Annotated in this window: 23 protein-coding genes; all 23 read right to left on the reverse strand. The window is 71.0% G+C overall.

Translation table 11 applies throughout. The features are described from left to right. Positions 1 to 573 (reverse strand): cob(I)yrinic acid a,c-diamide adenosyltransferase, encoded by a 573-nt coding sequence (locus ACGF13_RS13230; RefSeq protein WP_392873091.1) that lies wholly within the window; start codon positions 571 to 573, stop codon positions 1 to 3. 41 nt (positions 574 to 614) lie between these two features. Beyond that, positions 615 to 1,115: a DUF2550 domain-containing protein gene (locus ACGF13_RS13235; protein WP_030057523.1), complete on the reverse strand. Its 501-nt coding sequence runs from the start codon at positions 1,113 to 1,115 to the stop codon at positions 615 to 617. 148 nt (positions 1,116 to 1,263) lie between these two features. Next, a complete protein-coding gene (locus ACGF13_RS13240; RefSeq protein ID WP_280676020.1) occupies positions 1,264 to 1,647 on the reverse strand; it encodes a F0F1 ATP synthase subunit epsilon in 384 nt (127 codons plus the stop codon). 186 nt (positions 1,648 to 1,833) lie between these two features. Further along, positions 1,834 to 3,279 (reverse strand): F0F1 ATP synthase subunit beta, encoded by a 1,446-nt coding sequence (atpD, locus tag ACGF13_RS13245; protein ID WP_392873095.1) that lies wholly within the window; start codon positions 3,277 to 3,279, stop codon positions 1,834 to 1,836. 2 nt (positions 3,280 to 3,281) lie between these two features. Continuing rightward, positions 3,282 to 4,196 (reverse strand): F0F1 ATP synthase subunit gamma, encoded by a 915-nt coding sequence (locus ACGF13_RS13250; RefSeq protein ID WP_392873098.1) that lies wholly within the window; start codon positions 4,194 to 4,196, stop codon positions 3,282 to 3,284. A gap of 32 nt (positions 4,197 to 4,228) precedes the next feature. Next, positions 4,229 to 5,803 (reverse strand): F0F1 ATP synthase subunit alpha, encoded by a 1,575-nt coding sequence (atpA, locus tag ACGF13_RS13255; RefSeq protein WP_359899956.1) that lies wholly within the window; start codon positions 5,801 to 5,803, stop codon positions 4,229 to 4,231. 156 nt (positions 5,804 to 5,959) lie between these two features. Beyond that, positions 5,960 to 6,775 (reverse strand): F0F1 ATP synthase subunit delta, encoded by an 816-nt coding sequence (locus ACGF13_RS13260; RefSeq protein WP_392873101.1) that lies wholly within the window; start codon positions 6,773 to 6,775, stop codon positions 5,960 to 5,962. Then, positions 6,772 to 7,332: a F0F1 ATP synthase subunit B gene (locus ACGF13_RS13265; protein WP_392873104.1), complete on the reverse strand. Its 561-nt coding sequence runs from the start codon at positions 7,330 to 7,332 to the stop codon at positions 6,772 to 6,774. The genes ACGF13_RS13260 and ACGF13_RS13265 overlap by 4 nt, the downstream gene beginning before the upstream one ends. A gap of 34 nt (positions 7,333 to 7,366) precedes the next feature. Next, positions 7,367 to 7,609 carry an ATP synthase F0 subunit C gene (atpE, locus tag ACGF13_RS13270; RefSeq protein WP_392873107.1) on the reverse strand — a complete coding sequence of 81 codons (243 nt, stop codon included), beginning with the start codon at positions 7,607 to 7,609 and terminating at the stop codon, positions 7,367 to 7,369. Positions 7,610 to 7,698: 89 nt separating this feature from the next. Beyond that, positions 7,699 to 8,511: a F0F1 ATP synthase subunit A gene (atpB, locus tag ACGF13_RS13275; RefSeq protein ID WP_392873110.1), complete on the reverse strand. Its 813-nt coding sequence runs from the start codon at positions 8,509 to 8,511 to the stop codon at positions 7,699 to 7,701. Between the two features lie 285 nt (positions 8,512 to 8,796). Continuing rightward, the gene (locus ACGF13_RS13280; protein WP_392873112.1) at positions 8,797 to 9,240 is read right to left on the reverse strand and encodes a hypothetical protein; all 444 of its coding nucleotides are present in this window, start codon (positions 9,238 to 9,240) and stop codon (positions 8,797 to 8,799) included. A 295-nt stretch (positions 9,241 to 9,535) separates the two neighbouring features. Continuing rightward, complete coding sequence (locus tag ACGF13_RS13285; protein WP_392873115.1) at positions 9,536 to 10,825, reverse strand: MraY family glycosyltransferase; 1,290 nt, start codon at positions 10,823 to 10,825, stop codon at positions 9,536 to 9,538. A 172-nt stretch (positions 10,826 to 10,997) separates the two neighbouring features. Next, positions 10,998 to 12,278 carry a serine hydroxymethyltransferase gene (gene glyA, locus ACGF13_RS13290; RefSeq protein ID WP_392873116.1) on the reverse strand — a complete coding sequence of 427 codons (1,281 nt, stop codon included), beginning with the start codon at positions 12,276 to 12,278 and terminating at the stop codon, positions 10,998 to 11,000. Positions 12,279 to 12,433: 155 nt separating this feature from the next. Then, positions 12,434 to 13,075 carry a protein-tyrosine-phosphatase gene (locus ACGF13_RS13295; RefSeq protein WP_392874204.1) on the reverse strand — a complete coding sequence of 214 codons (642 nt, stop codon included), beginning with the start codon at positions 13,073 to 13,075 and terminating at the stop codon, positions 12,434 to 12,436. A 32-nt stretch (positions 13,076 to 13,107) separates the two neighbouring features. Next, positions 13,108 to 13,755 (reverse strand): L-threonylcarbamoyladenylate synthase, encoded by a 648-nt coding sequence (locus ACGF13_RS13300; RefSeq protein ID WP_392873119.1) that lies wholly within the window; start codon positions 13,753 to 13,755, stop codon positions 13,108 to 13,110. Between the two features lie 116 nt (positions 13,756 to 13,871). Further along, entirely contained in the window at positions 13,872 to 14,738 is an 867-nt protein-coding gene (gene prmC, locus ACGF13_RS13305; protein ID WP_360346986.1) for a peptide chain release factor N(5)-glutamine methyltransferase, read from the reverse strand. Positions 14,739 to 14,796: 58 nt separating this feature from the next. Then, a complete protein-coding gene (prfA, locus tag ACGF13_RS13310; protein ID WP_392873124.1) occupies positions 14,797 to 15,873 on the reverse strand; it encodes a peptide chain release factor 1 in 1,077 nt (358 codons plus the stop codon). A gap of 155 nt (positions 15,874 to 16,028) precedes the next feature. Next, complete coding sequence (gene rpmE, locus ACGF13_RS13315; protein ID WP_030057539.1) at positions 16,029 to 16,250, reverse strand: 50S ribosomal protein L31; 222 nt, start codon at positions 16,248 to 16,250, stop codon at positions 16,029 to 16,031. A gap of 160 nt (positions 16,251 to 16,410) precedes the next feature. Then, complete coding sequence (locus ACGF13_RS13320; RefSeq protein WP_392873127.1) at positions 16,411 to 17,526, reverse strand: LCP family protein; 1,116 nt, start codon at positions 17,524 to 17,526, stop codon at positions 16,411 to 16,413. A gap of 140 nt (positions 17,527 to 17,666) precedes the next feature. Continuing rightward, positions 17,667 to 19,766, reverse strand: a complete 2,100-nt coding sequence (gene rho, locus ACGF13_RS13325) for a transcription termination factor Rho (RefSeq protein ID WP_392873130.1) — start codon at positions 19,764 to 19,766, stop codon at positions 17,667 to 17,669. Positions 19,767 to 20,369: 603 nt separating this feature from the next. Next, positions 20,370 to 21,308 (reverse strand): homoserine kinase, encoded by a 939-nt coding sequence (gene thrB, locus ACGF13_RS13330; protein ID WP_392873133.1) that lies wholly within the window; start codon positions 21,306 to 21,308, stop codon positions 20,370 to 20,372. Between the two features lie 365 nt (positions 21,309 to 21,673). Next, positions 21,674 to 22,774 (reverse strand): threonine synthase, encoded by a 1,101-nt coding sequence (gene thrC, locus ACGF13_RS13335; protein ID WP_392873136.1) that lies wholly within the window; start codon positions 22,772 to 22,774, stop codon positions 21,674 to 21,676. A 9-nt stretch (positions 22,775 to 22,783) separates the two neighbouring features. Next, positions 22,784 to 24,076: a homoserine dehydrogenase gene (locus tag ACGF13_RS13340; RefSeq protein WP_380667946.1), complete on the reverse strand. Its 1,293-nt coding sequence runs from the start codon at positions 24,074 to 24,076 to the stop codon at positions 22,784 to 22,786. Positions 24,077 to 24,180: the final 104 nt, after the last annotated feature.

The raw sequence follows: 24,180 nt of genomic DNA on the forward strand, positions 1-24,180 counted from the left end.
CTAGCGGTTCTCGCCCGGCACCCAGAGCACGTCGCCGCGCTCCTTGTTGGCCACCCGGGCCAGGATGAACAGCAGGTCGGACAGCCGGTTGAGGTACTTCGCGGTCAGCGGGTTGACGCTGTCGCCGTGCTCCGCGATCGCCGCCCAGGTCGAGCGCTCGGCCCGCCGCACCACCGTGCAGGCCAGGTGGAGGTGGGCAGCCCCGGGCGTGCCGCCGGGCAGGATGAAGCTGCGCAGCTTCTCCACCCGCGCCAGGTACTCGTCGCAGTCCGCCTCCAGCCGGTCGACGTAGGACTGCAGCACCCGCAGCGGCGGGTACTTCGGGTCCTCCACCACCGGGGTGGACAGGTCGGCGCCGACGTCGAACAGGTCGTTCTGGACCCGGACGAGCACCGCCGTGATGTCCTCCGGCAGCTCGCCGACGGCCAGCGCCACCCCGATGGCGGCGTTGGCCTCGTTGGCGTCCGCGTACGCGATCAGCCTCGGGTCGGTCTTGGTGGTCCGGCTCATGTCGCCGAGCGCCGTGGTGCCGTCGTCGCCGGTACGGGTGTAGATGCGCGTCAGATTGACCATGCGGCCAGGGTAGCCGCCGGGTTAGACGGCGTTAACCCGCACTACGCGACATTGACTCGCTGCCCCGGCGGGGCGGCCTCCAGCCAGGCCAGGAAGCCGGTCAGCGCGTCCTCGCTCATCGCCAGCTCGAGCGGCGCCCCGTTGTGCAGGCAGCGCAGCACCACCGATCCGGAGAGCAGGGCCAGCTCCTCCTGGCCCTCCGGGTAGCGCCGGCCGAGCACCTCGATCTCCCGGCGCGGAAGCACCTTGCGCGGGCGCGGGGCGTACGAGAAGACCCGGAACCACTCGATCGAGTCACCGCTGTAGCGGCCGATACCAAAAACCCACCCCTTGCCGTCGGTCGGGGGGACCGGGGCCGAGGTGGGTTTGCCGTTCTCGTCGAGGTCGGGCTGCGTCGAGGCGTCGGCAGGCATTTTGAGTCGGTAGCTGCAGTCGAAGGTGCCGCCGACCCGCTGGATCAGGCGGCGCCGGACGGCGAAGGCCATCAGCCCGATCACTCCCAGGGCCACGACCGCCGCACACACCACAAGCGCGAGGACCATGCTCACCTACCTCCTCGCTACCCGCGTTCCCCGTAGCGGTCGTATCAAGCGACCGCGCTGACCTACCAACTACGACGACAGTCCCGGGGTCACGCTCACGCGTCCCCGGGACCGTCGGTCGACCCCGCTAAGCCGGGGTCCGGCGCACTCAGACGTGGGCCTTGAGGCCGCGCGCCGCGAACAGACGGACCTCGGCGCGCCGCTCGGCGTGCTCGTCCAGGTCCGACTTGGCCTTCTCCAGCGCGCGCTCGGCACGCGCGACGTCGATCTCGTCCGCCAGCTCGGCGATCTCCGCGAGCAGAGACAGCTTGTTGTCGGCGAAGGAGATGAAGCCGCCGTGCACCGCGGCGATCACGGTGCCGCCGTCCACCGTGCGGATGGTGACGGGACCGGTCTCCAGCACGCTCAGCACCGGGGTGTGGCCCGGCATGATGCCGGTGTCACCGGAGGCCGTACGGGCGACGACGATGGTGGCCGCACCGGACCACACCTTGCGGTCGGCTGCGACCAGCTCGACGTGCAGCTCAGCCAACGTGGGCTCCTAGGCTCATGCAACGCCCGATTACTCGGGAGTTTCGGTAAGAATAACGGCCCCGCGCCTCCGGCATGAAACCGGCGGCACGGATTTGACCGGAATCACAGCCGATGCGCCGTGAGGGGTGGTCCCCAGGCTCGGGGGCCACCCCTCACGGTCACGCACAGCTGCTACCGGCCGCGATTACTTCTTCGCCAGCTCGGCGGCGTTCTTCTCGAGGTCCTCGATGCCACCGCACATGAAGAAGGCCTGCTCCGGGACGGAGTCGTACTTGCCGTCCGCGATCGCGTTGAAGGCCTCGATGGTCTCCGACAGCGGGACGGTCGAGCCCTCGACACCGGTGAACTGCTTCGCCACGTAGGTGTTCTGCGAGAGGAAGCGCTCGATGCGACGGGCACGGTGGACCGTGACCTTGTCCTCCTCGGACAGCTCGTCGATACCGAGGATCGCGATGATGTCCTGGAGGTCCTTGTACTTCTGCAGGATCCCCTTGATACGGATGGCCGTGTCGTAGTGGGTCTGCGCGATGTACCGCGGGTCGAGGATGCGGGACGTGGAGTCCAGCGGGTCGACGGCCGGGTAGATGCCCTTCTCCGAGATCGGGCGCGACAGAACGGTGGTCGCGTCCAGGTGGGCGAAGGTGGTGGCCGGCGCCGGGTCGGTCAGGTCGTCCGCGGGGACGTAGATCGCCTGCATCGAGGTGATCGAGTGACCGCGGGTCGAGGTGATGCGCTCCTGCAGGAGGCCCATCTCGTCGGCCAGGTTCGGCTGGTAGCCCACCGCGGAGGGCATGCGGCCGAGCAGGGTCGACACCTCGGAACCGGCCTGGGTGAACCGGAAGATGTTGTCGATGAAGAGGAGCACGTCCTGCTTCTCGACGTCACGGAAGTACTCCGCCATGGTCAGCGCGGACAGCGCGACGCGCAGACGGGTGCCCGGCGGCTCGTCCATCTGGCCGAAGACCAGCGCGGTCTTGTCCAGAACGCCCGAGTCGACCATCTCGTCGATGAGGTCGTTGCCCTCACGGGTGCGCTCGCCGACACCGGCGAACACCGACACACCACCGAAGTTCTCGGCGACGCGGTAGATCATCTCCTGGATCAGAACGGTCTTGCCGACACCGGCACCACCGAACAGACCGATCTTGCCACCGGTGACGTACGGGGTGAGCAGGTCGATGACCTTGATGCCCGTCTCGAACATCTCGGTCTTGGACTCGAGGTCCTTGAACTCCGGGGCCTTGCGGTGGATCGGCCAGCGGACCTGGACCTGCGACTCGAACTCGTCCTTGTCGACGTTCAGCACGTCGCCGAGGGCGTTGAAGACCTTGCCCTTGGTGATCTGGCCGACCGGGACGGAGATCGCGGCACCGGTGTCGGTGACCTGCGAACCACGGACCAGGCCGTCGGTCGGCTGCATCGAGATGCCGCGGACCATGCCGTCGCCGAGGTGCTGGGCGACCTCGAGGGTCAGGGTCTTCTTGCCCGTGCCGTCGGGGTTGTCCACCTCGACGTGCAGGGCGTTGTACATGTCCGGAATCGCGTCGACGGGGAACTCCACGTCGACGACCGGGCCGATGACCCGCGCGACGCGGCCCGTCGCCGTGGTCGGCTCAACAGTGGTGGTCATACTCATTCGCTCCCGCGGCTCGCGTCAGCGAGCGCGTTGGCGCCACCGACGATCTCGCTGATTTCCTGGGTGATCTCGGCCTGACGGGCCGAGTTGGCAAGCCGCGTGAGCGACTTGATGAGCTCGCCGGCGTTGTCCGTCGCGCTCTTCATCGCACGGCGGCGGGCGGCGTGCTCGGAAGCGGCCGACTGCAGCAGCGCGTTGTAGATCCGGCTCTCGACGTACCGCGGCAGCAGCGCGTCCAGGACGCCCTCCGCCGACGGCTCGAAGTCGTACAGCGGGAAGATCTCCGCCTTGGCCGGCTTCTGGTCGCTGAGCTGGACCTCGTCCAGCTTCAGCGGCAGCAGCCGCGCCTCGACCGCGTTCTGCGTCAGCATCGACACGAACTCGGTGGAAACCAGGTGGAGCTCGTCCACGCCGCCCGTCTCGGCCGTGAAGGCCTCGATCAGGTCGGCCGCCACCGTCTTCGCGTCACCGTACGTCGGCTTGTCCGAGAATCCCGTCCACGAGCCCGCGATCGCCAGACCGCGGAACGTGTAGTACGAGACGCCCTTGCGGCCGATGATGTACGTCACCACGTCCTTGCCCTCGGCCCGCAGTCGCTCGGCGAGCACCTGCGAGGCCTTGATGGCGTTGGTCGAGTAGCCGCCCGCCAGGCCGCGGTCCGCCGTGATCAGCAGGACCGCCGCGCGCTTGGCGTTCGGGTTCTCGGTGGTGAGCGGGTGCTTGGCGTTGGACCGGGTGGCCACCGCCGTCACCGCCCGGGTGAGCTCGTCGGCGTACGGAGTGGAGGCGGCCACCGCGCGCTGCGCCTTGACGATGCGCGACGCGGAGATCATCTCCATCGCCTTGGTGATCTTCTTCGTCGCGGTGACAGAGCGGATCCGGCGCTTGTAGACCCGAAGCTGTGCTCCCATGGGTCGTTACGTCCTTTCCCTCGCTACCGGACTCAGGCCTGCTCGGAGAGCAGCTTGCCGTCAGCGGTCTGGTAACCCTGCTTGAAGGCCTCGATCGCGCTGGTCAGCGCGTCGACGGTGCCGTCGGCCAGCAGGCCGGTCTCGACGATGCCGGCGAGCAGGTCCTTGTGCTGCAGGCGGACGTGGTCCAGGAATTCGCGCTCGAAGCGGCGGATCTCGGCGACCGGGACGTCGTCCAGCTTGCCGTTGGTGCCGGCCCAGATGGAGACGACCTGCTCCTCGACCGGGAACGGCTGGTACTGGCCCTGCTTCAGCAGCTCGACCATGCGCGCACCGCGCTCCAGCTGGGCCTTGGAGGCCGCGTCCAGGTCGGAACCGAAGGCGGCGAAGGCCTCCAGCTCGCGGTACTGGGCGAGGTCCAGACGCAGGCGGCCGGCGACCGAGCGCATGGCCTTGATCTGGGCGGAGCCACCGACGCGGGAGACCGAGATACCGACGTTCACGGCCGGGCGGATGCCGGCGTTGAACAGGTCGGACTCCAGGAAGCACTGGCCGTCGGTGATGGAGATGACGTTGGTCGGGATGTACGCCGAGACGTCGTTGGCCTTGGTCTCGATGATCGGCAGACCGGTCATCGAGCCGCCGCCCAGGGCGTCGTTCAGCTTGGCGCAGCGCTCCAGCAGGCGGGAGTGCAGGTAGAAGACGTCACCCGGGTAGGCCTCGCGGCCCGGCGGGCGGCGCAGCAGCAGGGAGACGGAGCGGTAGGCCTCGGCCTGCTTCGACAGGTCGTCGAAGATGATCAGGACGTGCTTGCCGTCGTACATCCACTCCTGGCCGATGGCCGAGCCGGTGTACGGGGCGAGGTACTTGAAGCCGGCCGGGTCGGAGGCGGGAGCGGCCACGATGGTGGTGTACTCCAGCGCGCCGGCCTCCTCCAGGGCGCCGCGGACGGACGCGATGGTGGAGCCCTTCTGGCCCACGGCGACGTAGATGCAGCGGACCTGCTTCTCCGGGTCGCCCGAGCGCCAGTTGTCGCGCTGGTTGATGATCGTGTCGACGGCCACCGCGGTCTTGCCGGTCTGGCGGTCACCGATGATCAGCTGGCGCTGGCCGCGGCCGATCGGGGTCATCGCGTCGATGGCCTTGATGCCGGTCTGCAGCGGCTGCTTGACCGACTTGCGGGCCATGACGCCGGGGGCCTGCAGCTCCAGGGCGCGGCGACCGGTGGCGGCGATGTCGCCCAGGCCGTCGATCGGGTTGCCCAGCGGGTCCACGACGCGGCCGAGGTAGCCGTCGCCGACCGGAACCGAGAGGACCTCGCCGGTGCGGCGCACGGTCTGGCCCTCTTCGATGCCGCCGAACTCACCCAGGACGACGACACCGATCTCGCGGGTGTCGAGGTTCAGCGCGAGGCCGAGCGTGCCGTCCTCGAACTTCAGCAGCTCGTTCGCCATGACCGAGGGCAGGCCCTCGACATGCGCGATGCCGTCCGCCGCGTCAGTGACCGTGCCGACCTCTTCCACAGAAGCGGCGTCCGGCTGGTACGACTGGACAAAGTCGGCCAGCGCGTCCCGGATCTCCTCCGGACGGATCGTAAGCTCCGCCATCAGGCTTCCCTGCTCTCCTAGTTTGCGATCCTCGGCCCGCCATTGAGGGCCGCAAGTATTCGACTCTCGGCCGGGTCTTGCGAACCGGCCGTACGATTTGCCGGCTCCTTGGGGAGCCGGTTTCCCGACCGAGGGTCGGATGTGCTGCTTCGGTGCTCAGCCTTCGAGCGACTGGCGAGCGCCCTCGAGGCGGCTCGACACGGTGCCGTTGATGATCTCGTCGCCGATCTGCACCCGGACGCCGCCGACGACCTCGGGGTCGACGTCGATGTTCAGGTGGACCTGGCGGCCGTACATCCGGGCCAGAGCACCGGACAGGCGCTCCTTCTGGGTGTCCGACAGCGGCACCGCGGTGGTGACCAGGGCCACCACGCGGCCGCGACGCGCGGCGGCGAGCTTCGAGTAGGACTCGAGACCCTGCTCCAGGCTACGGCCACGCGGCACGTTGACGACCGCGGTGACCAGCCGGACGGTGCCGGCGTTGGCGCGGCCGCCGAGCAGCTTCTTGATCAGCTCGGCCTTCGCGACGGCACCGGCCTTCGGCTCGGTCAGCGCGGCACGCAGCTCGTGCGAGCCGCTCACCACCCGACCGAAGCGGAAGAGCTCGTCCTCGACGTCGTCCAGGGCGCCGGCCTTGTCCGCGGCGATGATCTCCGCGTAGGCGGCGAGCTCCTCGGTCGCGTCCACCAGGTCGCGCGAGCCCGACCAGCGGGAGCGGACCAGGCCGGAGACCAGGTCGACGGCCTCGCCGGAGACCTGGCCGGTCAGCAGCGAGGTGACCAGCTGGGCCTTGTCCTGGCCCGACCGGGACGGGTCGGTCAGGACGCGGCGCAGCGACACCTCACGGTCCAGCACGGCCGTGACGGCGGTGAGCTCCTCAGCGAGCTTGGCCGCGTCCACCGAGGTGGAGTCGGTCAGGCTCTCGAGGTTCTGCCGACCGGCGGCGAGGGCCTCGCGGCTGGCGCCGATCACTTGGCCGCGCCCTGAGCAACGGCGGCCTTGGCCTCCAGCTCGTCCAGGAAGCGGTCGATGACGCCGCTCTGCCGGGTGTGGTCCTCGAGGGACTCACCCACGATGCGGGACGCCAGCTGGGTGGCCAGCGAGCCCACGTCCTGACGCAGGGCGGCAGTGGCCTGCTTCTTGTCCGCCTCGATCTGGGCGTGACCGGCGGCGACGATGGCCTCGCGCTGGCGCTGGCCCTCCTCGCGCATCTCGGCGAGCTGGGCGGCACCCTGCTCGCGAGCCTGCTCGACGATGCGGGCAGCCTCGTGGCGCGCCTCGGCGAGCTCGGCGCGGTACTGCTCAAGCAGGGCCTGGGCCTCTGCCTGCGCGGCCTCGGCGCGCTCCATCCCGCCCTCGATCGCGTCCCGGCGCTCCGACAGCACCTTCTCGATGCTGGGGAGGAGCTTCTTGCCGAGCAGACCGAAGATGATGAAGAAGCAGAGCAGGCCGATGATGATCTCGGGCCATGCGGGCAGAAGGGGGTTCATGATCTCCCCCTCCTCCGCGAGGTGAGCCGCGATGGTCATATCTGGACCTTCCTCGAAGGGTCTACGGCGGGGATTACTTGGGGCCCTGGCCGAAGACGAACGGCATGACGATGCCGATGAGGGCGAGCGCCTCGGTCAGCGCGAAGCCGATGAACATGTTGGAACGGATCAGGCCGGCGGCCTCGGGCTGACGGGCCATGGCCTGGACACCGTTACCGAAGATGAGACCGACACCGATGCCGGGGCCGATCGCGGCGAGGCCGTAGCCCAGGGAAGCGACGGAACCGTAGACGCCGACCTCAGCGAGCATGCTCATTGCAATGTGTCCTTTGCGGGGATGGTGTACCGGTGGTGATTGGCCACCGGGCATTCCGGGGGTGGTTCAGGAGGGCCGTGGCCCCTGGCTCAGTGCGCCTCTTCGAGGGCACCGGCGATGTAGCTGCTGGCCAGCATCACGAAGATGTAGGCCTGCAGGAACTGGACCAGCAGCTCGAAGCCGGTCAGGCCGACGGCGACGACGAACGAGGCCGAGCCGTACAGCGCGCCCAGGGACGGGCTGAGCAGGTACCAGGAGGCGACGGAGAACATCACGACCAGCAGGTGACCGGCGAACATGTTCGCGAAGGCTCGGACCGCGAGCGTGAAGGGACGCACGAAGATGTTCGAGAAGAACTCGATCGGCACCAGGATGAACATGACCCAGCCGGGGATGCCCGACGGCCAGCAGAGGTTCTTCAGACCGCCGACGAAGCCGTGCTTCTTGAAGGTCAGCGTCATGTAGGTGATCCACACGACCGCCGCGAGGCCGGCCGGGAACGCGATCGCCGCCGTCACCGGGAACTGCGCGAAGGGGATGATCGACATGATGTTCATCAACCAGATGAAGAAGAACATCGAGACGAGCATCGGGACGTACTTCTCGCCCTTCTTGCCGATCGTCTCCAGCACGATGGAGCGCTTGACGAAGTCGTAGCCGATCTCACCGACCAGCTGCAGCTTGCCGGGGACGAGGCGCGGCTTGGCGAAGGCGGCCCAGAAGAACACGACGACCAGGAGCGCGACGATGATCGACAGCAGCATCGGCTTGTTGAACTCGATGCTGCCGATCGTGAAGATCGGCTTGAACTGGAACTCGTTCAGACCCGGGGCCGGGAAGCCACAGCCAGCGTCCCCGAAGTGGCAACTGCCTGAGGCGAGGGACGTGAGTTCAGCACTCACCGCGGACTCCTTCGTCGTGACGCATGGTTACGGCAACCTCGGTGTGTCGGCGTGGCCTGCGACCACGGAGCGGCACTGGTACTTGATGGGTTTCTCGCCGACCCCGCGCGCCGGTGCACTGCACCACAGCGGGATCATCGAAGACTGCGCGGATCAGGGGGGCGATCCGTCCGCTCTCCGGACAGACCAGGCCTCTTCCCGTACTCCGTTGTTGCGACGGACGATAGCAGCCCGTCAGTGCGGCATAAACACCGCCCCCCTCGTTGGGGGGACAGTTGGGCCTCGTCACTGTTGACGCCCCTTGTCGGAGGGCTTGTCGCCCTTCTTTTCGGAGGCGTCGGGGTCGACGTAGAAGGTCTTGGCCTTGAGCGCGCCGCGCACCTGGAAGCCCGTCCAGATCAGGGCGCAGCCGAGCAGGGTGAAGGCGAACGCCTGCCGGTTGAAGAGTTCGGTGTCCTTGAAGACCGCGAGCACGATGCCGACCAGCAGGATCTGGGTGGTGTACACCAGCAGCGCCGCGGCCATCATGATCTGCGGGTTCGACCTGGTCAGCCGGTCGAGCGCGATCTGACCGAAGGTGAAGAAGGCCATCACGAGGAGCGCGCCGAAGAGGGCACCGAGCAGGCCCTTCCCACCGGCGACTGCGAAGGAGATCGCCATGGCGATGATCCCGGCGGCCGCAGTGGGAATCGCGGCGCCCCGGAGGATCCGGGCGTCGGTGGACGGCATGTCGGCAGCTCCGGCGGCATGTCGATGTGGCGGGGGACGGGCACAGCGGTGGCGGGTGACACCGGACCGAGGCATCGCCGCGGGCCGCCAGGGAGAAGCGGGCCCGGTGAGGGAGACCGACAGGGACGGAAGTCATCCACCTGTGAGGTCTTTCGGCGTGTTCTCGGTACTCGTGAACGGTATCACAAACTATTTGATGAGAGCTTTACCATGAATGTGTGGCACCTGTCACACCAACGGCGCAACGGCTCCGCCATGCGGGTGAACGGCTCCTGACCGGGCATCAACTCCCTTGTCAGCGGCGGCCGGTGGCCTCGCCCTGGTGGCCGACAGCGGAGGAGCCCACGGCCGGGTCCCGCCCGGCTTCACCGAGGAGTTGCTTGTCCTTCGCCGACAGTTCGGCCATCGGACCGCTCTGGTGCCGGCGGTAGCGCGGAGGGAGGAAGGACTGCACCGCCCGCGGGGCGCGCGGCCGGAACCACGGGGTGAGCAGCACGACCAGGCCGACCAGGCAGAGGCCGGCGAGCGTCAGGACGACGGTGCGGCCGGTGTTGGTCACCGAGAAGGCCACCGAGCCGAAGGCGATCAGCGCGGCCCAGAAGTACATGATCAGTACGGCGCGGCTGTGCGAGTGGCCGACCTGGAGCAGCCGGTGGTGCAGGTGGCGCTTGTCCGCGGCGAACGGGGACTGACCGGCCCAGGTGCGGCGCACCACCGCGAGCAGCAGGTCGGCCAGCGGCAGCGCGATGACCGTCAGCGGCAGCAGCAGCGGGATGTAGATCGGCACCAGGGCGTGCACGGCGGCGGTCTGCGAACCGGCCTCGTTGCTGATCAGGTCCGGGTCGACCCGGCCGGTGATGGAGATCGCGGCGACGGCCAGCATCAGGCCCAGCATCATCGAGCCGGAGTCGCCCATGAAGATCCGCGCGGGGTGCATGTTGTGCGCCAGGAAGCCCAGGCACATGCCGATCAGCAGCACGCTGAACAGCACGGCGGGGGCCGCGTCGGAGATCGTGTAGCCGTACCAGAGCCGGTAGCTGTACAGGAAGAACGCCATCGCGGCGATGCAGACCATGCCGCCGGCCAGGCCGTCCAGGCCGTCGATGAAGTTCACCGCGTTGACCATGACGACGACCAGGGTGACCGAGATGATCATGCCCTGGGTCGGGGTCACCGCGACCGGGCCGAAACCGGGCACCGGGAGGGTGATCACCGTGACGCCCTGCCAGACCATCACACCGGCGGCGATCATCTGACCGCCGAGCTTCACCAGCGCGTCCACGCCCCACTTGTCGTCGAGCACCCCGAGCAGGAACATGATCCCGGCGCCGGACAGCAGCGCGCGGATGTCGGTGCCCTGCGAGAACACCTTGCTCAGGTTGTCGAGCTGGGAGGCGACCAGGATGCCCGCGCAGAGTCCGCCGAACATCGCGATGCCGCCGAGCCGCGGCGTGGGCTCGCGGTGCACGTCGCGGGCGCGCACCGGGGGCATGGCACCGGCGGCGATGGCGAACTTCCGGACCGGGCCGGTCAGCAGGTAGGTGACGGCGGCGGTGCAGAACAGCACCAGCAGATACTCACGCACCACTGGCCTCCTGCATCACTGTCGAACGGGGAAGTACCGAAGGTACTCCCCTGCCTTCCCGGGGTTCGAGGTGCGTCGCCACGGCACACACCTTATTGAGTCGGACGCCGGGACCGCGCATCGCGGTTCGCCCTCCCGGGTAGGAGTTTCGAATGCCCGCGCGAGCGCTCCGTCAGGCCCGGTCGGCGAAGGCCAGCGCCAGCTCCCGCACCCGTGCCGCGGCCGGGGCGACGGCGCCGCCGGCGAGCACCCGCGCGATCAGCCCGGCGATCTCGGCCAGTTCCGGCTCCCCCATCCCCTGGCTGGTCACCGTGCCCGTGCCCAGCCGGATGCCGGAGGCCTCGGCGGCCGGCGCCGGGTCGTACGGCAGCGCGCACTTGCCCAGCAGCAGCCCGGCCGCCGCGCAGCGGCGCTCGGCCTCCGCGCCGCTGACGCCGAGCGGGCTGACGTCGGCGGTCACCAGGTGGGTGTCGGTCCCGCCCGTCAGAGGGCGCATACCGGCCTCTGCGAGCCCCGCGGCGAGCGCCCGCGCCCCGGACACCGCCCGCTGCGCGTACGCCCGGTATTCGGGCCGGGAGGCCTCCGCGAGGGCCACCGCCTTGCCGGCCACCTCGTTCATCGCCGCGCCGCCCTGGCTGAACGGGAACACCGCCCGGTCGATCCGCTCGGCCAGCTCCGCGGTGCACAGCAGCAGCCCGCCGCGCGGACCGCGCAGCAGCTTGTGGGTGGCCGCGACGGTGACGTCCGCGTACGGCACCGGGGAGGGCGCCACCCCGGCCGCGATCAGCCCGGTGGTCTGCGCGACGGTGGCGACCAGGTAGGCGTCCACCTCGTCGGCGATCTCCCGGAACGCCGCCCAGTCCAGGTGCCGGGGGTGGGAGATCGAGCCCGCCACGACGGCCTTGGGGCGGTGCTGCCGGGCCAGGTCGCGGACCTGGTCCAGGTCGATCAGCCCGTCGTCCTCGCGCACGCCGTAGCCGGTGAAGTCGAACCAGCGGCCGGAGAAGTTGGCGCGCGAGCCGCAGCTGAGGTGGCCACCGTGCTCCAGCGACATCGCCAGCACCCCGTCACCGGGCCGCAGCAGCGCCGCGTACGCCGCCAGCATCGCCGAAGTGGCCGACCGGGGCTGGACGTTGGCGTGCGGGGCGGCGAACAGCTCGCGGGCCCGGTCGATCGCCAGCAGCTCGGCGGCGTCCGCCAACGCGCAGCCGGTGTGGTGCCGGCGGCCCGGGTAGCCCTCGGCGTACTTGTCGATCAGCGGGCCGGTGAGCGCCGCCAGGACGGCCGGGCTGGTCAGGTTCTCCCCCGCCAGCAGCTGGATCGTTTCGGCGCGCCGCTCGGCCTCCGCGGCCAGCAGGTCGGCCAGCTGCGGATCGGCGCGGTGCAGCGCCTCGGACACCCAGGGGCGCCCGGTCGTCGAGGTCGGGCCGGTCGCGGCATCGGTGACGGTCATGGCGGGGCTCCCGGACGCTGCGGGGACTGTGTCACCCAGCGTAGGACCGTCGTCGCCGCCCGGCCCGCCGAGCCGCGGCCGGACGACCCATTCGGCGCTGGGGCCCGCGTCCTGCGCCCGCGTCCTGCGCCCGTCGACGACGGGGCCCGGGGGCGTCAGCGCGGCGCGGGGACGCCGGTGAGCGCGGTGACCACCGGGTCGACCGCGTGGAATATCTCCTCGCCGCAGTTGCGGAACATGCCGATCGGCGCCCCGTACGGGTCGTCCAGCTCGTCCGACTCCGGCGTGGCGGCCAGCAGCCAGCCGCGCAGCGCGGCGGCCGCCCGGACCAGCGCGCGGGCCCGCTCGGTCACGTCGGCGCCGCGCCGGGGGTCCGGCAGGGTGCCCGGGTCTATCGTCCGCACCAGGCGGGTGAACTCCTTCAGCGTGAAGGTGCGCAGGCCCGCCTCGTGGCCCATCGAGATCACCTGGGCCCGGTGGTCCAGCGTCGCGGTGAGCACCAGATCGGCCTCGACCACGTGCTCGTCCAGCAGCTCGCGGCCGGTGAAGCCACCACTGTCGGCGCCGTACTCGTCCAGCACGGTCGCGGCGTGGTCCTCCATCGGCGCGCCCACGTGACCCCAGGTACCGGCGCTCTCGACCAGGATCCGCCCGGCCACCCGGGGGCTCAGCCGGGTGTCCAGCTCACGCCGGGTCAGCCGCTCCGCGATCGGCGAGCGGCAGATGTTCCCGGTGCAGACGAACAGGATCCGGAAGTGGTCCAGCGGCCTGGGGCCCACACTCAGGTACGGCGCCATGCCCGGCCCGGAGTGGAGCGAGGCGGTGGGCGTCAACTGCCGGCCTCCAGGTCGGGGACGACCTCCCTCAGCTGCTCGACGCTGATCGCACCGGCCCGCAGCAGGACCGGGACCTTGCCGGTGACGTCGACGATCGACGAGGTGGCGGAGTCCACGGCCGGCCCGCCGTCCAGGTAGACCGAGATCGCGTCGCCGAGCTGGGCCTGCGCCTCGTCACAGGTCAGCGGGGAGGCCCCGCCGATCCGGTTGGCGCTGGAGACGGCCATCGGGCCGGTGGCGTTCAGCAGCTCGATGGCGACCGGGTGCAACGGCATCCGGACCGCGACGGTGCCGCGGGTGTCGCCGAGGTCCCAGCGCAGCGAGGGCTGGTGCCGGGCGACCAGGGTGAGCCCGCCGGGCCAGAAGGCGTCGACCAGCTCCCAGGCCTGCTCGGAGAAGTCGGTGACCAGGCCGTGCAGGGTGGTCGGCGAGCCGACCAGCACCGGGGAGGGCGTGTTGCGGCCGCGACCGCGGGTGGCCATCAGCTCGCCGACGGCCTCCGGGGAGAAGGCGTCCGCACCGACCCCGTACAGGGTGTCGGTGGGCAGCACGACGAGTTCGCCGCGGCGGATGGCCGAGGCGGCCTCGCGCAGACCGGTGGCGCGGTCCCCGGCATCGGCACAGTCGTAACGGCGGCTCATCGGTGCGGTCCCCTTCCGGAGTGGCTCATGGCGTTACAGCACGGCCTTACGAGCAGTCGTACAGCGCTCGACGTTCACGACCCGACCCTTCGGGCGGTCGTACGGTGCTCGACTGTTCACGACCCGACCCTTCGGGCGGTCGTGAAGCGCGGCCGGTTGTTCAGGTCCCGGTGGTCGGCGGTGTCCGTCCAGCCGTGTTCCTCGTTGAAGATCCACGGCACCTGGCCGCCCTGCTGGTCGGCGTGCTCGATCACCACCGCGCCGCCCGGGCGCAGCAGCCGGGCCGCGACGCGCTCGATGCCGCGGATGGTGTCCAGGCCGTCCTCGCCGGAGAACAGCGACATCTGCGGGTCGTGGTCGCGGGCCTCCGGCGCGACGTACTCCCACTCGGTGAGCGGGATGTACGGCGGGTTGGAGATGACCAGGTCGAAGCGGCCGTCCCAGGAGCGGTCGTCCTCGAAGGCCTTGGTGGCGTCACCGGCGTGCAGGGTGACCCGGGCGCGGTCGGGGCTGGCCTCGATGTTGCGCCGGGTGTACTCCAGCGCGCCCTCGTCCAGTTCGAAGGCGTGCACGGTCGAGCGCGGGAGTTCCTGGGCCAGGGCGAGCGCGATCGCGCCGGAGCCGGAGCACAGGTCCACCACCAGCGGCTCGGCCACGTCCATGTCGCGCACCGCGTCTATCGCCCACTCGACGACCGTCTCGGTCTCCGGCCGGGGCACGAACACCCCGGGGCCGACCTCCAGTTCGAGGTAGCGGAAGAACGCCCGCCCGGTGATGTGCTGGAGCGGTTCGCGCGCCTCGCGACGGGAGACCGCCTCCCAGTAGCGGGCGTCGAAGTCGGCGTCCTTCACCGTGTGCAGCTGGCTGCGCTTGACGTTGTGGACGTAGGCGGCGAGCTCCTCCGCGTCGAAGCGCGGCGACGGCACGCCGGCCGCGGCCAACCGCTGGGTGGCCTGGGCCACCTCGGCGAGCAGCAGGTTCATCCGTACGACCTCTTGTCTCTCCGGCTCCGGGCGAAACGCGGGCTGGGGCGCGCCGGTCTCAGTTCTCTTGGGCCGCGGCGAGCTTGGCCGCCGCGTCCTTGTCGACGCAGGACTGGATCACCGCGTTCAGGTCGCCGTCCAGGACCTGGTCCAGGTTGTACGACTTGAATCCGGTGCGGTGGTCCGAGATGCGGTTCTCGGGGTAGTTGTACGTGCGGATCCGCTCGGAGCGGTCCACCGTGCGGACCTGGCTGCGGCGCGCGTCCGAGGCCTCCCGCTCGGCCTCCTCCTGCGCGGCGGCCAGCAGCCGCGAACGCAGGATGCGCATCGCCTGCTCCTTGTTCTGGAGCTGGCTCTTCTCGTTCTGGCAGGACGCCACGATACCGGTCGGCAGGTGGGTGATCCGGACCGCGGAGTCGGTGGTGTTGACCGACTGGCCGCCGGGGCCGGAGGACCGGTAGACGTCGATCCGCAGGTCGTTGGCGAGGATCTCGACCTCGACCTCCTCCGCCTCGGGGGTGACCAGCACGCCCGCCGCGGAGGTGTGGATGCGGCCCTGCGACTCGGTGGCGGGGACACGCTGCACGCGGTGCACGCCGCCCTCGTACTTCAGCCGGGCCCAGACGCCCTGGCCGGGCTCGGTGTTGCCCTTGGTCTTCACGGCCACCGAGACGTCCTTGTAGCCGCCGAGGTCGGACTCGTTGGAGTCGATGATCTCGGTCTTCCAGCCGATCCGCTCGGCGTAGCGCAGGTACATCCGGAGCAGGTCGCCGGCGAACAGCGCGGACTCCTCGCCGCCCTCGCCCGCCTTGATCTCCAGGATGACGTCCTTGTCGTCGCTCGGGTCGCGCGGGACGAGCAGCAGCCGCAGTTCCTCGGTCAGCTCGTCGCGGCGCGCCTCGGAGTCCTTCACCTCGGAGAGGAACTCCGGGTCCTCGGCCGCGAGTTCGCGCGCGGCCTCGATGTCCTCGCCGGCCTGCCGCCACTGCCGGTAGACCCGGGTGATCGGGGTCAGCTCGGCATAGCGCTTGGCCAGCTTGCGGGCGTTGTTCTGGTCCGCGTGGACGGACGGGTCGGCCAGCCTCGTCTCGAGGTCGGCGTGCTCGACGAGGAGCTCTTCGACTGCCTCGAACATGGGGTGGCCTTCTTCCCGGGGACTCGGAAACGTGTGGGGGGTGGGGACTCGCGGGGTCGCGGGGGCGCGGACTCGCGGGGGACGCGAACGGCGCCGGCCCCCAAGCGCCCCCGACAACGAGTACGGGGACGCCGGGAACCGGCGCCGAGGGAGCGCTAGGCCTTCGCGCTGTGCTGCTTGCCGAAGCGGGCCTCGAAGCGGGCCACGCGGCCACCGGTGTCGAGGATCTTCTGCTTGCCGGTGTAGAACGGGTGGCACTGCGAGCAGACCTCGGCGCGGATCTCGCCACTGGTCTCGGTCGAGCGGGTGGTGAACTCGGCGCCACAGGTGCAGGTCACGCGCGTGACCACGTACTCGGGGTGAACGTTGGGCTTCAAGGGGTTCTCCTAGGTTTCGGGAGGGCACCGGGTCGGCGGCTGGAGCGCCGCACGTGAACCGGGACCGACGGACCAGTCTGCCAGGACCGGCCGCATCTTCCCAAACCGGGTCGCGTTCCGGGATATTCCGGGCCCCCCGCGCGCCCGGCGGCGGCGTCCGTCAGGGCGTGGCGGTGGCCTTCGCGCCCGGCTTCCCCGTGGTCCGCGCCGGGGCCGACGGCGTGGCCGTGGGGGCCGCCTGGGCGGGGTTCTCCGGCTGCGCGGCGACGACCGCCGGCGGGAACGGCTGGTCGGCCCTGAGCGCCGTCCAGACCTGCCCGGCCGCCGGCTGCCGCGGGACCACCCGGTTCGGGTCGCCGGGGGCGGCCTCCACCGGCAGGGTGACCATGCTCAGCTGGTCCGGGCCTATCCCCTTGAGCTCCTGGGCGAGCCCCACCAGCGAGTTCACCGAGCCGAGCGCGGAGTCGGTGGTGATGCTCTTGGTCACGGTGTCGCCGACGGACCACAGCTTGACCGGGTTGGTGAGCATCCCGCTCCCCCCGACCTGCTGCAGCAGCGACTTCACCATCTGCTTCTGGAGCTCGATCCGGCCGAGGTCGCTGCCGTCGCCGACGCCGTGCCGGGTGCGCACGAAGGCCAGCGCCTGCTGTCCGTTCAGGCGGTGCTCGCCGGGCGGCAGGTCGAGCCCGCTGTCCTTGTCGTGGATGGCCACCGTGGTGGTCACGGTGGCCCCGCCTATCGCGTCCACGACCCGGGCGAAGCCGGCGAAGTCGACCTGCAGGTAGTGGTCCATCCGCAGCCCGGTGAGCTGTTCGGTGGTCTTGACCGCGCAGACCGCGCCGCCGGTCTCGAAGGCGCTGTTGTACATCGCGCGCTTGGCGCCGGGCGCCGTCCGGCCGCTCGGGTCGGCGCAGTCGGGGCGGGTGACCAGGGTGTCGCGCGGGATCGAGACGATCTGGGCGCGGGAGTGGTCCTGGTTGATGTGCACCACCATGGCGGTGTCCGAGCGGGCGGTGTCGCCAGTGTCTCCGCCGGCCATCGAGCCGTTGTCGCCGCCGCGCGAATCGGAGCCGAGCACCAGGATGTTGAAGGAGCCGTCGGTGGCGGCCGGCGGCCGGGCGTCGCCGAGCCCGCCGTCGATGTCGACGCTCCTGATGTTGCCGTCGAGTCTGAAGTAGCCGAGGAGGGCGCCGCCGACGACGAACGCGGCGAACGCGCAGGCGGCCGTCCGCAGGAGCCTGCGGCGACGACTCGTAACCCTCTTGTGTTCGGCCATACGGCCCAGAGTAAATCGGACAACATGATCCAAACGGTCTCAAGTTGTCCCGAGTCTGGAACAAAGCGGCCCGGACGCGCGGAACCCCGGACCGCTCGCGCGATCCGGGGTTCCGTGCTTCGACAGCCGTCCGGCTACGGTCAGTCGCCGGAGCCGGGGGTGGTCTTGGCGATCTGCATCAGGAACTCGGCGTTGCTCTTGGTCTGCTTCATCTTGTCCAGGAGCAGCTCGATCGCCTGCTGCGAGTCGAGCGCGTGCAGCACCCGGCGCAGCTTCCAGACGATGGCCAACTCCTCGCTGCCGAGCAGGATCTCCTCCTTGCGGGTGCTGGAGGCGTCCACGTCGACGGCCGGGAAGATGCGCTTGTCCGAGAGCTTCCGGTCGAGCTTGAGCTCCATGTTGCCGGTGCCCTTGAACTCCTCGAAGATCACCTCGTCCATGCGCGAGCCGGTCTCGACCAGCGCGGTGGCCAGGATGGTCAGCGAGCCGCCGTTCTCGATGTTGCGCGCGGCACCGAAGAACTTCTTCGGCGGGTACAGCGCGGTCGAGTCGACACCACCGGACAGGATGCGGCCGGAGGCCGGCGCCGCCAGGTTGTAGGCGCGGCCGAGGCGGGTGATCGAGTCCAGCAGGATGACCACGTCGTGGCCCAGCTCGACCAGGCGCTTGGCGCGCTCGATGGCCAGCTCGGCGACGGTGGTGTGGTCCTCGGCCGGGCGGTCGAAGGTCGAGGAGATGACCTCGCCCTTCACCGACCGCTGCATGTCGGTGACCTCTTCCGGACGCTCGTCGACCAGGACGACCATCAGGTGGCACTCGGGGTTGTTGTGGGTGATCGCGTTGGCGACCGCCTGGAGCACCATGGTCTTGCCGGTCTTCGGCGGCGCGACGATCAGACCGCGCTGGCCCTTGCCGATCGGCGACACCAGGTCGATGATCCGGGTGGTCAGCACGCCCGGGTCGGTCTCCAGGCGCAGCCGCTCCTGCGGGTACAGCGGGGTGAGCTTGTTGAACTCGGGGCGGCCGCGGCCGCTCTCCGGGTCCATGCCGTTGACGGAGTCCAGGCGCACCATGGCGTTGAACTTCTCGCGGCGCTCGCCCTCACGCGGCTGGCGCACCGCACCGGTGATGGCGTCACCCTTGCGCAGGCCGTTCTTGCGGACCTGGGCGAGCGAGACGTAGACGTCGTTCTGGCCCGGCAGGTAGCCGGAGGTGCGCACGAACGCGTAGTTGTCGAGGATGTCGAGGATGCCCGCGACCGGGATCAGGACGTCGTCCTCGCCGATCTGCGGCTCGACGGGGCCGGCCTCGAAGCCCTCGCGGCCGCGGCGGCCACGGCGGTCGCGGTAGCGCCCACGGCGGCCACGGCGGCCCTCGCCGAACTCGTCGTCCTCGTAGCCGCCCTGCTGGACCTGCGGCTGCTGGGCCTGCGGGGCCTGGCGGCCCTGCTGCTCGCCCTGGCCGGCCTGCTGCTGGCCGCCGCCCTGCTGGGGCTGGCGGTCGGTGCGCTCGCGGCGGTTGCGGCGGTCGCGGCGGGACTCGCGGCCCTCGCCGTCCTGGGCCTCGCCGCCCTCCTGGCGGTCGGTGCGCTCGGTGCGCTCGGTGCGCTCGCCGCCCTCGCGGCGCTCACGGCGCTCACGGCGGTCGCGACGGCTCTCGCGGCCGTCCTCGCGACCCTCGAAGCCGCGGGTCTCGGCCGGGCGGGCCTCGGCCTGCTTCGGCTCGGCGACGGCGACGGTGGCGGCCTCGGCGGCGGCCTCCGCGGCCGGGGCGGCGGGCGCGCCGGCGGCCGAGGTGGCACGGCGGCGGGTGCGCTCGGTACGGGCCGGCGCGGCGGTCTCGGCGGCGGCCTGGACCGGGATCTCGATCTGGGCCTGCGACTCGGCGGCGGCCGGGGCCTCGGCCTTGGCGGCGGCCTTGGCGCGGCGGGCCGGCTTCTCGGCCGGGGCCTCGGCGTCCGCCTTGGCGGCGGTGCGCTTGGCGGCCGGGGCGGTGCCACCGGCGGCGAGCAGCGGGTCCCCGCCGCTCTTCTCCTTGATGGTCTCGATCAGCTGGCTCTTGCGCATGCGTCCGGTACCGGTGATGCCAAGGTCCGCGGCGAGCTTCTGGAGCTCGGCCAGGACCATGCCGTCCAGGCCCGCGGCGGCACTGCGGCGGCGCCGCGCCGGGGCAGCGGGGGCGGCTGCGTCCGACGCGTCGGCGTCCGGGCGCGCGCCCATCAGATCGGTGGAGTCGCTCACTAAGGGTCCTTCCCTGGAGCGGACGTCGGCCTGTCTGGCTCGGCGACCGGTTGTGCTGTCCTGACCAACGCTCGACTGCGTCGGTCCGAGGCGGTGATCCCTCGAATGGCGGGAGCCCGTCGAGGGAGAGCTACGTACGAGGTGCGGTGCATGAAGCACGGTGGTGCTGAGTGGCGCGTGGGCCGGTCGTGTGTCGACCTCCCCTGAGGGCGTAACCCCCACGCTCCCTGCGAATCCCGGGCCCCCGTCGCGTGACGGTGGCCCGTGCTCCGCCCGTCCTGGCCTCTAGGTGGGAGGCCGCGGGTGGGAGTCAGGTGCCGTCACGGCTTCGGGATGCGGCCGCATGTCGCGCAGGCAGGCTGCGTACGCGCTGCGGTGGGCTCCCGGAGAATCGTCGCCCCGTGCATCGCCGGGACTCCACTGCCGTGGAGCGCTGGGATCGGGACGCGGCGCACCTAGCCCCGGAGGGCACCTGGTGCAGCAATGAGGTTAACACTACCGACCCCCTCAGACATTCCCCAGCCTTGCGCTTGCCAATCGTGTCCGCCGGGCCCGGCTCGGCAGGACGCCGGTGCCGGGCCCCGAGCGGCCCGTTCGGGCTGCTCAGACGCCCAGCGGGAGCACGACGGCCCCGGTGCGGTCGACGTCCAGGCGGTGCGCGGCGAACGCCGGATCCCCGCCGTGGCCGTGGTGCCCGGCGAAGGAGAGCACCCTGTCGGCGCCCGCCTCGTCGGTGAGCGCCAGGACGGTCGGTCCGGCCCCGGAGATGACCGCGGGGACGCCCTCGGCGCGCAGCGCGCCGACCAGGGCGGCGCTGTCCGGCATGGCGGAGGCACGGTAGTCCTGGTGCAGCCGGTCCTCGGTGGCGGCGAGGAGCAGTTCGGGGCGCCGGGTCAGCGCCTCCACCAGCAGGGCGGAGCGGCCGGCGTTGACGGCCGCGTCGGCGAGCGGGACGGTCTTCGGCAGCAGCCCGCGCGCGGTCTCGGTGAGCACCTCGCCGGCCGGCACGAACACCACCGGGACGACCTGCTCGGACGGCTCCAGCGCGATCGCCCTGGCCGACTCCTCGTCGGTCCAGGCGATGGTGAAGTTGCCGCGCAGGCAGGCCGCGACGTTGTCGGGGTGGCCCTCCAGCTCGGAGGCGAGGGCCAGCAGCGCGGCGTCGTCCAGCGCGGACGGGCCGCCGATGGTCACCGCGCGGGCGGCCACGATGCCGGCGCAGATGGCGGCCGAGGAGGAGCCGAGGCCGCGGCCGTGCGGTATCCGGTTGGCGCAGACCACTTCGAGGCCCCGCGGCTGGCCGCCGAGCCGGTCGAAGGCGGCGCGCATCGCGCGGACCAGCAGGTGGCGCTCGTCGCGCGGCAGCGTCTCGGCGCCCTCACCGGCGATGTCGACGGAGAGGCCGGAGTCGGCGACCCGGACGACCACGTCGTCGTACAGACCCAGCGCGAGCCCGAAGGCGTCGAAGCCCGGGCCGAGGTTGGCGCTGGTCGCGGGAACCCTGACCCGGACGGCGGCGGCACGGAACGCGGGACCGGCCATGCGGTGGACTCTCCTGGGGAAATCGGGCGGCGCGGAGCGCGTCGTCGGTGCGAAGGCGGGGAAACGGACCGAGGCCCCTCGGGGGCGGGCGGTCACGGCGGTCGGCGAGGCCCGGATCCGCCCGGGCCCGGGGCATGTGCCACACGGCCGAGGCCAGAGTATCGAAGAGAGGTTCCCCAGCGGTACACCCCGTGGGCCTTCGATCTGGTGTGTTGCCGGTTCTGGCCGGAATGCGCACCCCTCCCCGCCGGGGGGAGGGGCGGAAAGGGATCGCGACGTGAAGCCCGATTGACACAAAAGTGTCAGCGGGGAACTCCGACGGGCCGACCCCCGAAAGGGGCGGCCCGTCGGTGTGTCAGGCCCCGTTACCGGTCGAGCAGTCCGAGGCTGCGGGCGGCCGCCTCCGGGTCGACCGGGACGACCTGCGGCTGCGGCGCGCCGGCCACCGCCCAGTCCGGGTCCTTCAGGCCGTTGCCGGTCACGGTGCAGACGATCCGCTGGCCCGGGTCGACCAGCCCGGCCTCCGCCTTGGCCAGCAGACCGGCCACCGAGGCGGCCGAGGCAGGCTCCACGAAGACGCCCTCCTGTGAGGCCAACAGCCGGTAGGCGGACAGGATCTGACGGTCCGTCACCTTGTCGATGAGGCCGCCGGACTCGTCCCGCGCGGCGAGCGCGAAGTCCCAGGAGGCCGGGTTGCCGATCCGGATCGCGGTGGCGATGGTCTGCGGCTTGAGCACCGGCGCGCCGTCCACGATCGGGGCGGAGCCGGAGGCCTGGAAGCCCCACATCCGCGGGGTGCGGGTGGCGAGGCCGTCCGCGGCGTACTCGCGGTAGCCCTTCCAGTACGCGGTGATGTTGCCCGCGTTGCCGACCGGCAGGACGTGGATGTCCGGGGCGTCGCCGAGCATGTCGACGATCTCGAAGGCCGCGGTCTTCTGACCCTCGATCCGCACCGGGTTGACCGAGTTGACCAGCGCCACCGGGTACTTCTCGGACAGTTCACGCGCAAGGGTGAGGCAGTCGTCGAAGTTCCCGTCGACCTGGAGGATCCGGGCGCCGTGCACCAGCGCCTGGCCCATCTTGCCGAGGGCGATCTTGCCCTGCGGGACGAGCACCGCGCAGACCATCCCGGCCCGCACCGCGTAGGCGGCGGCGGAGGCCGAGGTGTTGCCGGTGGACGCGCAGATGACCGCCCGGGCGCCCTCCTCCTTGGCCTTGGAGATGGCCATCGTCATCCCGCGGTCCTTGAAGGAGCCGGTCGGGTTGGCGCCCTCGACCTTGAGGTAGACCTCGCAGCCCGTTCGCTCGGACAGCACCTGGGCGGGGACCAGGGGCGTGCCGCCCTCCAACAGGGTGACCACCGGGGTGGCCGCGGTGACCGGCAGACGGTCCCGGTACTCCTCGATCAGGCCGCGCCACTGGTGGGTGTGCGCGCCTCGGACGACGTTCTCGGCAACGGCGTTCATGGCTGTTCCTTATTCCCCTTCGACCCGCATGATGCTGGCCACGTCCCGCACGCTGTCCAGCGCGCGGAGCTTGTCGACCGTCGCCGACAGCGCGGCGTCGGTGGCACGGTGGGTGACCACGACGAGCGAGGCGTCGCCGTCGCGGCCCTGCTGGCGCACGGTGTCGATGGACACGCCGTGCTCGGCGAAGACGGACGCCACCTGGGCGAGCACGCCCGCGCGGTCGTCCACGTCCAGGCTGACGTGGTAGCGGGTGACCACCTCGTCCATGGGCTTGGCCGGCAGCCGGGTGTACACCGAGTCGCCGGGACCGGTGGCGCCGGCCAGCTTGTTGCGGCAGACCGCGACCAGGTCGCCGAGCACCGCGGAGGCGGTCGGCGAGCCGCCCGCGCCGGGGCCGTAGAACATCAGCCGGCCGGCCGCCTCGGCCTCGACGAACACCGCGTTGTACGCCTCGCGGACGGAGGCCAGCGGGTGCGACAGCGGGATCATCGCCGGGTGGACGCGCGCGGTGACGGACTCGCCGTCCGCGGCACGCTCGCAGATCGCGAGCAGCTTGACCACGCAGCCCATCTCCTTCGCGGAGGCGATGTCGGCCGCGGTCACCTCGGTGATGCCCTCGCGGTAGACGTCCGCCGCGGTGACCTTGGTGTGGAAGGCGATGCCGGCCAGGATCGCGGCCTTGGCGGCGGCGTCGAAGCCCTCGACGTCGGCCGTCGGGTCGGCCTCGGCGTAGCCCAGCGCGGTGGCCTCCTCCAGCGCCTCCGAGTAGCCGGCGCCGGTGGTGTCCATCTTGTCGAGGATGAAGTTGGTGGTGCCGTTGACGATGCCCAGCACCCGGTTGACCTTGTCGCCCGCGAGGGACTCGCGCAGCGGGCGCAGCAGCGGGATCGCGCCCGCCACCGCGGCCTCGTAGTACAGGTCCACCCCGGCCTCGGCGGCCGCGGCGTGCAGCTCGGTGCCGTCCTTGGCGAGCAGCGCCTTGTTGGCGCTGACCACCGAGGCGCCCTGCCGGAAGGCCGACAGGATCAGCGATTTGGACGGCTCGATGCCGCCCACCACCTCGACCACCACGTCGATGTCGCCCCGGTTGACCAGGGCCTCGGCGTCGGTCGTGACCAGGTGCTCGGGGACGCCCGGACGGGTCCGCCCGGCGCGGCGGACCGCGATCCCGGCCAGCTCGACCGGAGCACCGATGCGAGCGGCGAGGTCGTCGGCCGTCGTCGTCATGATGCGCGCCACCTCGGAGCCCACCACACCACAACCCAGCAACGCCACCTTCAGCGGGCGCGTACGCATCATCCGACTCCGCTCTGCATTCATTCGTGCTTCGGTATTTCCGGCGGGTTTTCCTGGACCGCCGGAAACTTCGGTCCGTACCCAGTCTCCGGGACTTTCCGTACGGA

It is taken from the genome of Kitasatospora sp. NPDC048286 (genome assembly GCF_043201735.1).
Taxonomy (GTDB): domain Bacteria; phylum Actinomycetota; class Actinomycetes; order Streptomycetales; family Streptomycetaceae; genus Kitasatospora.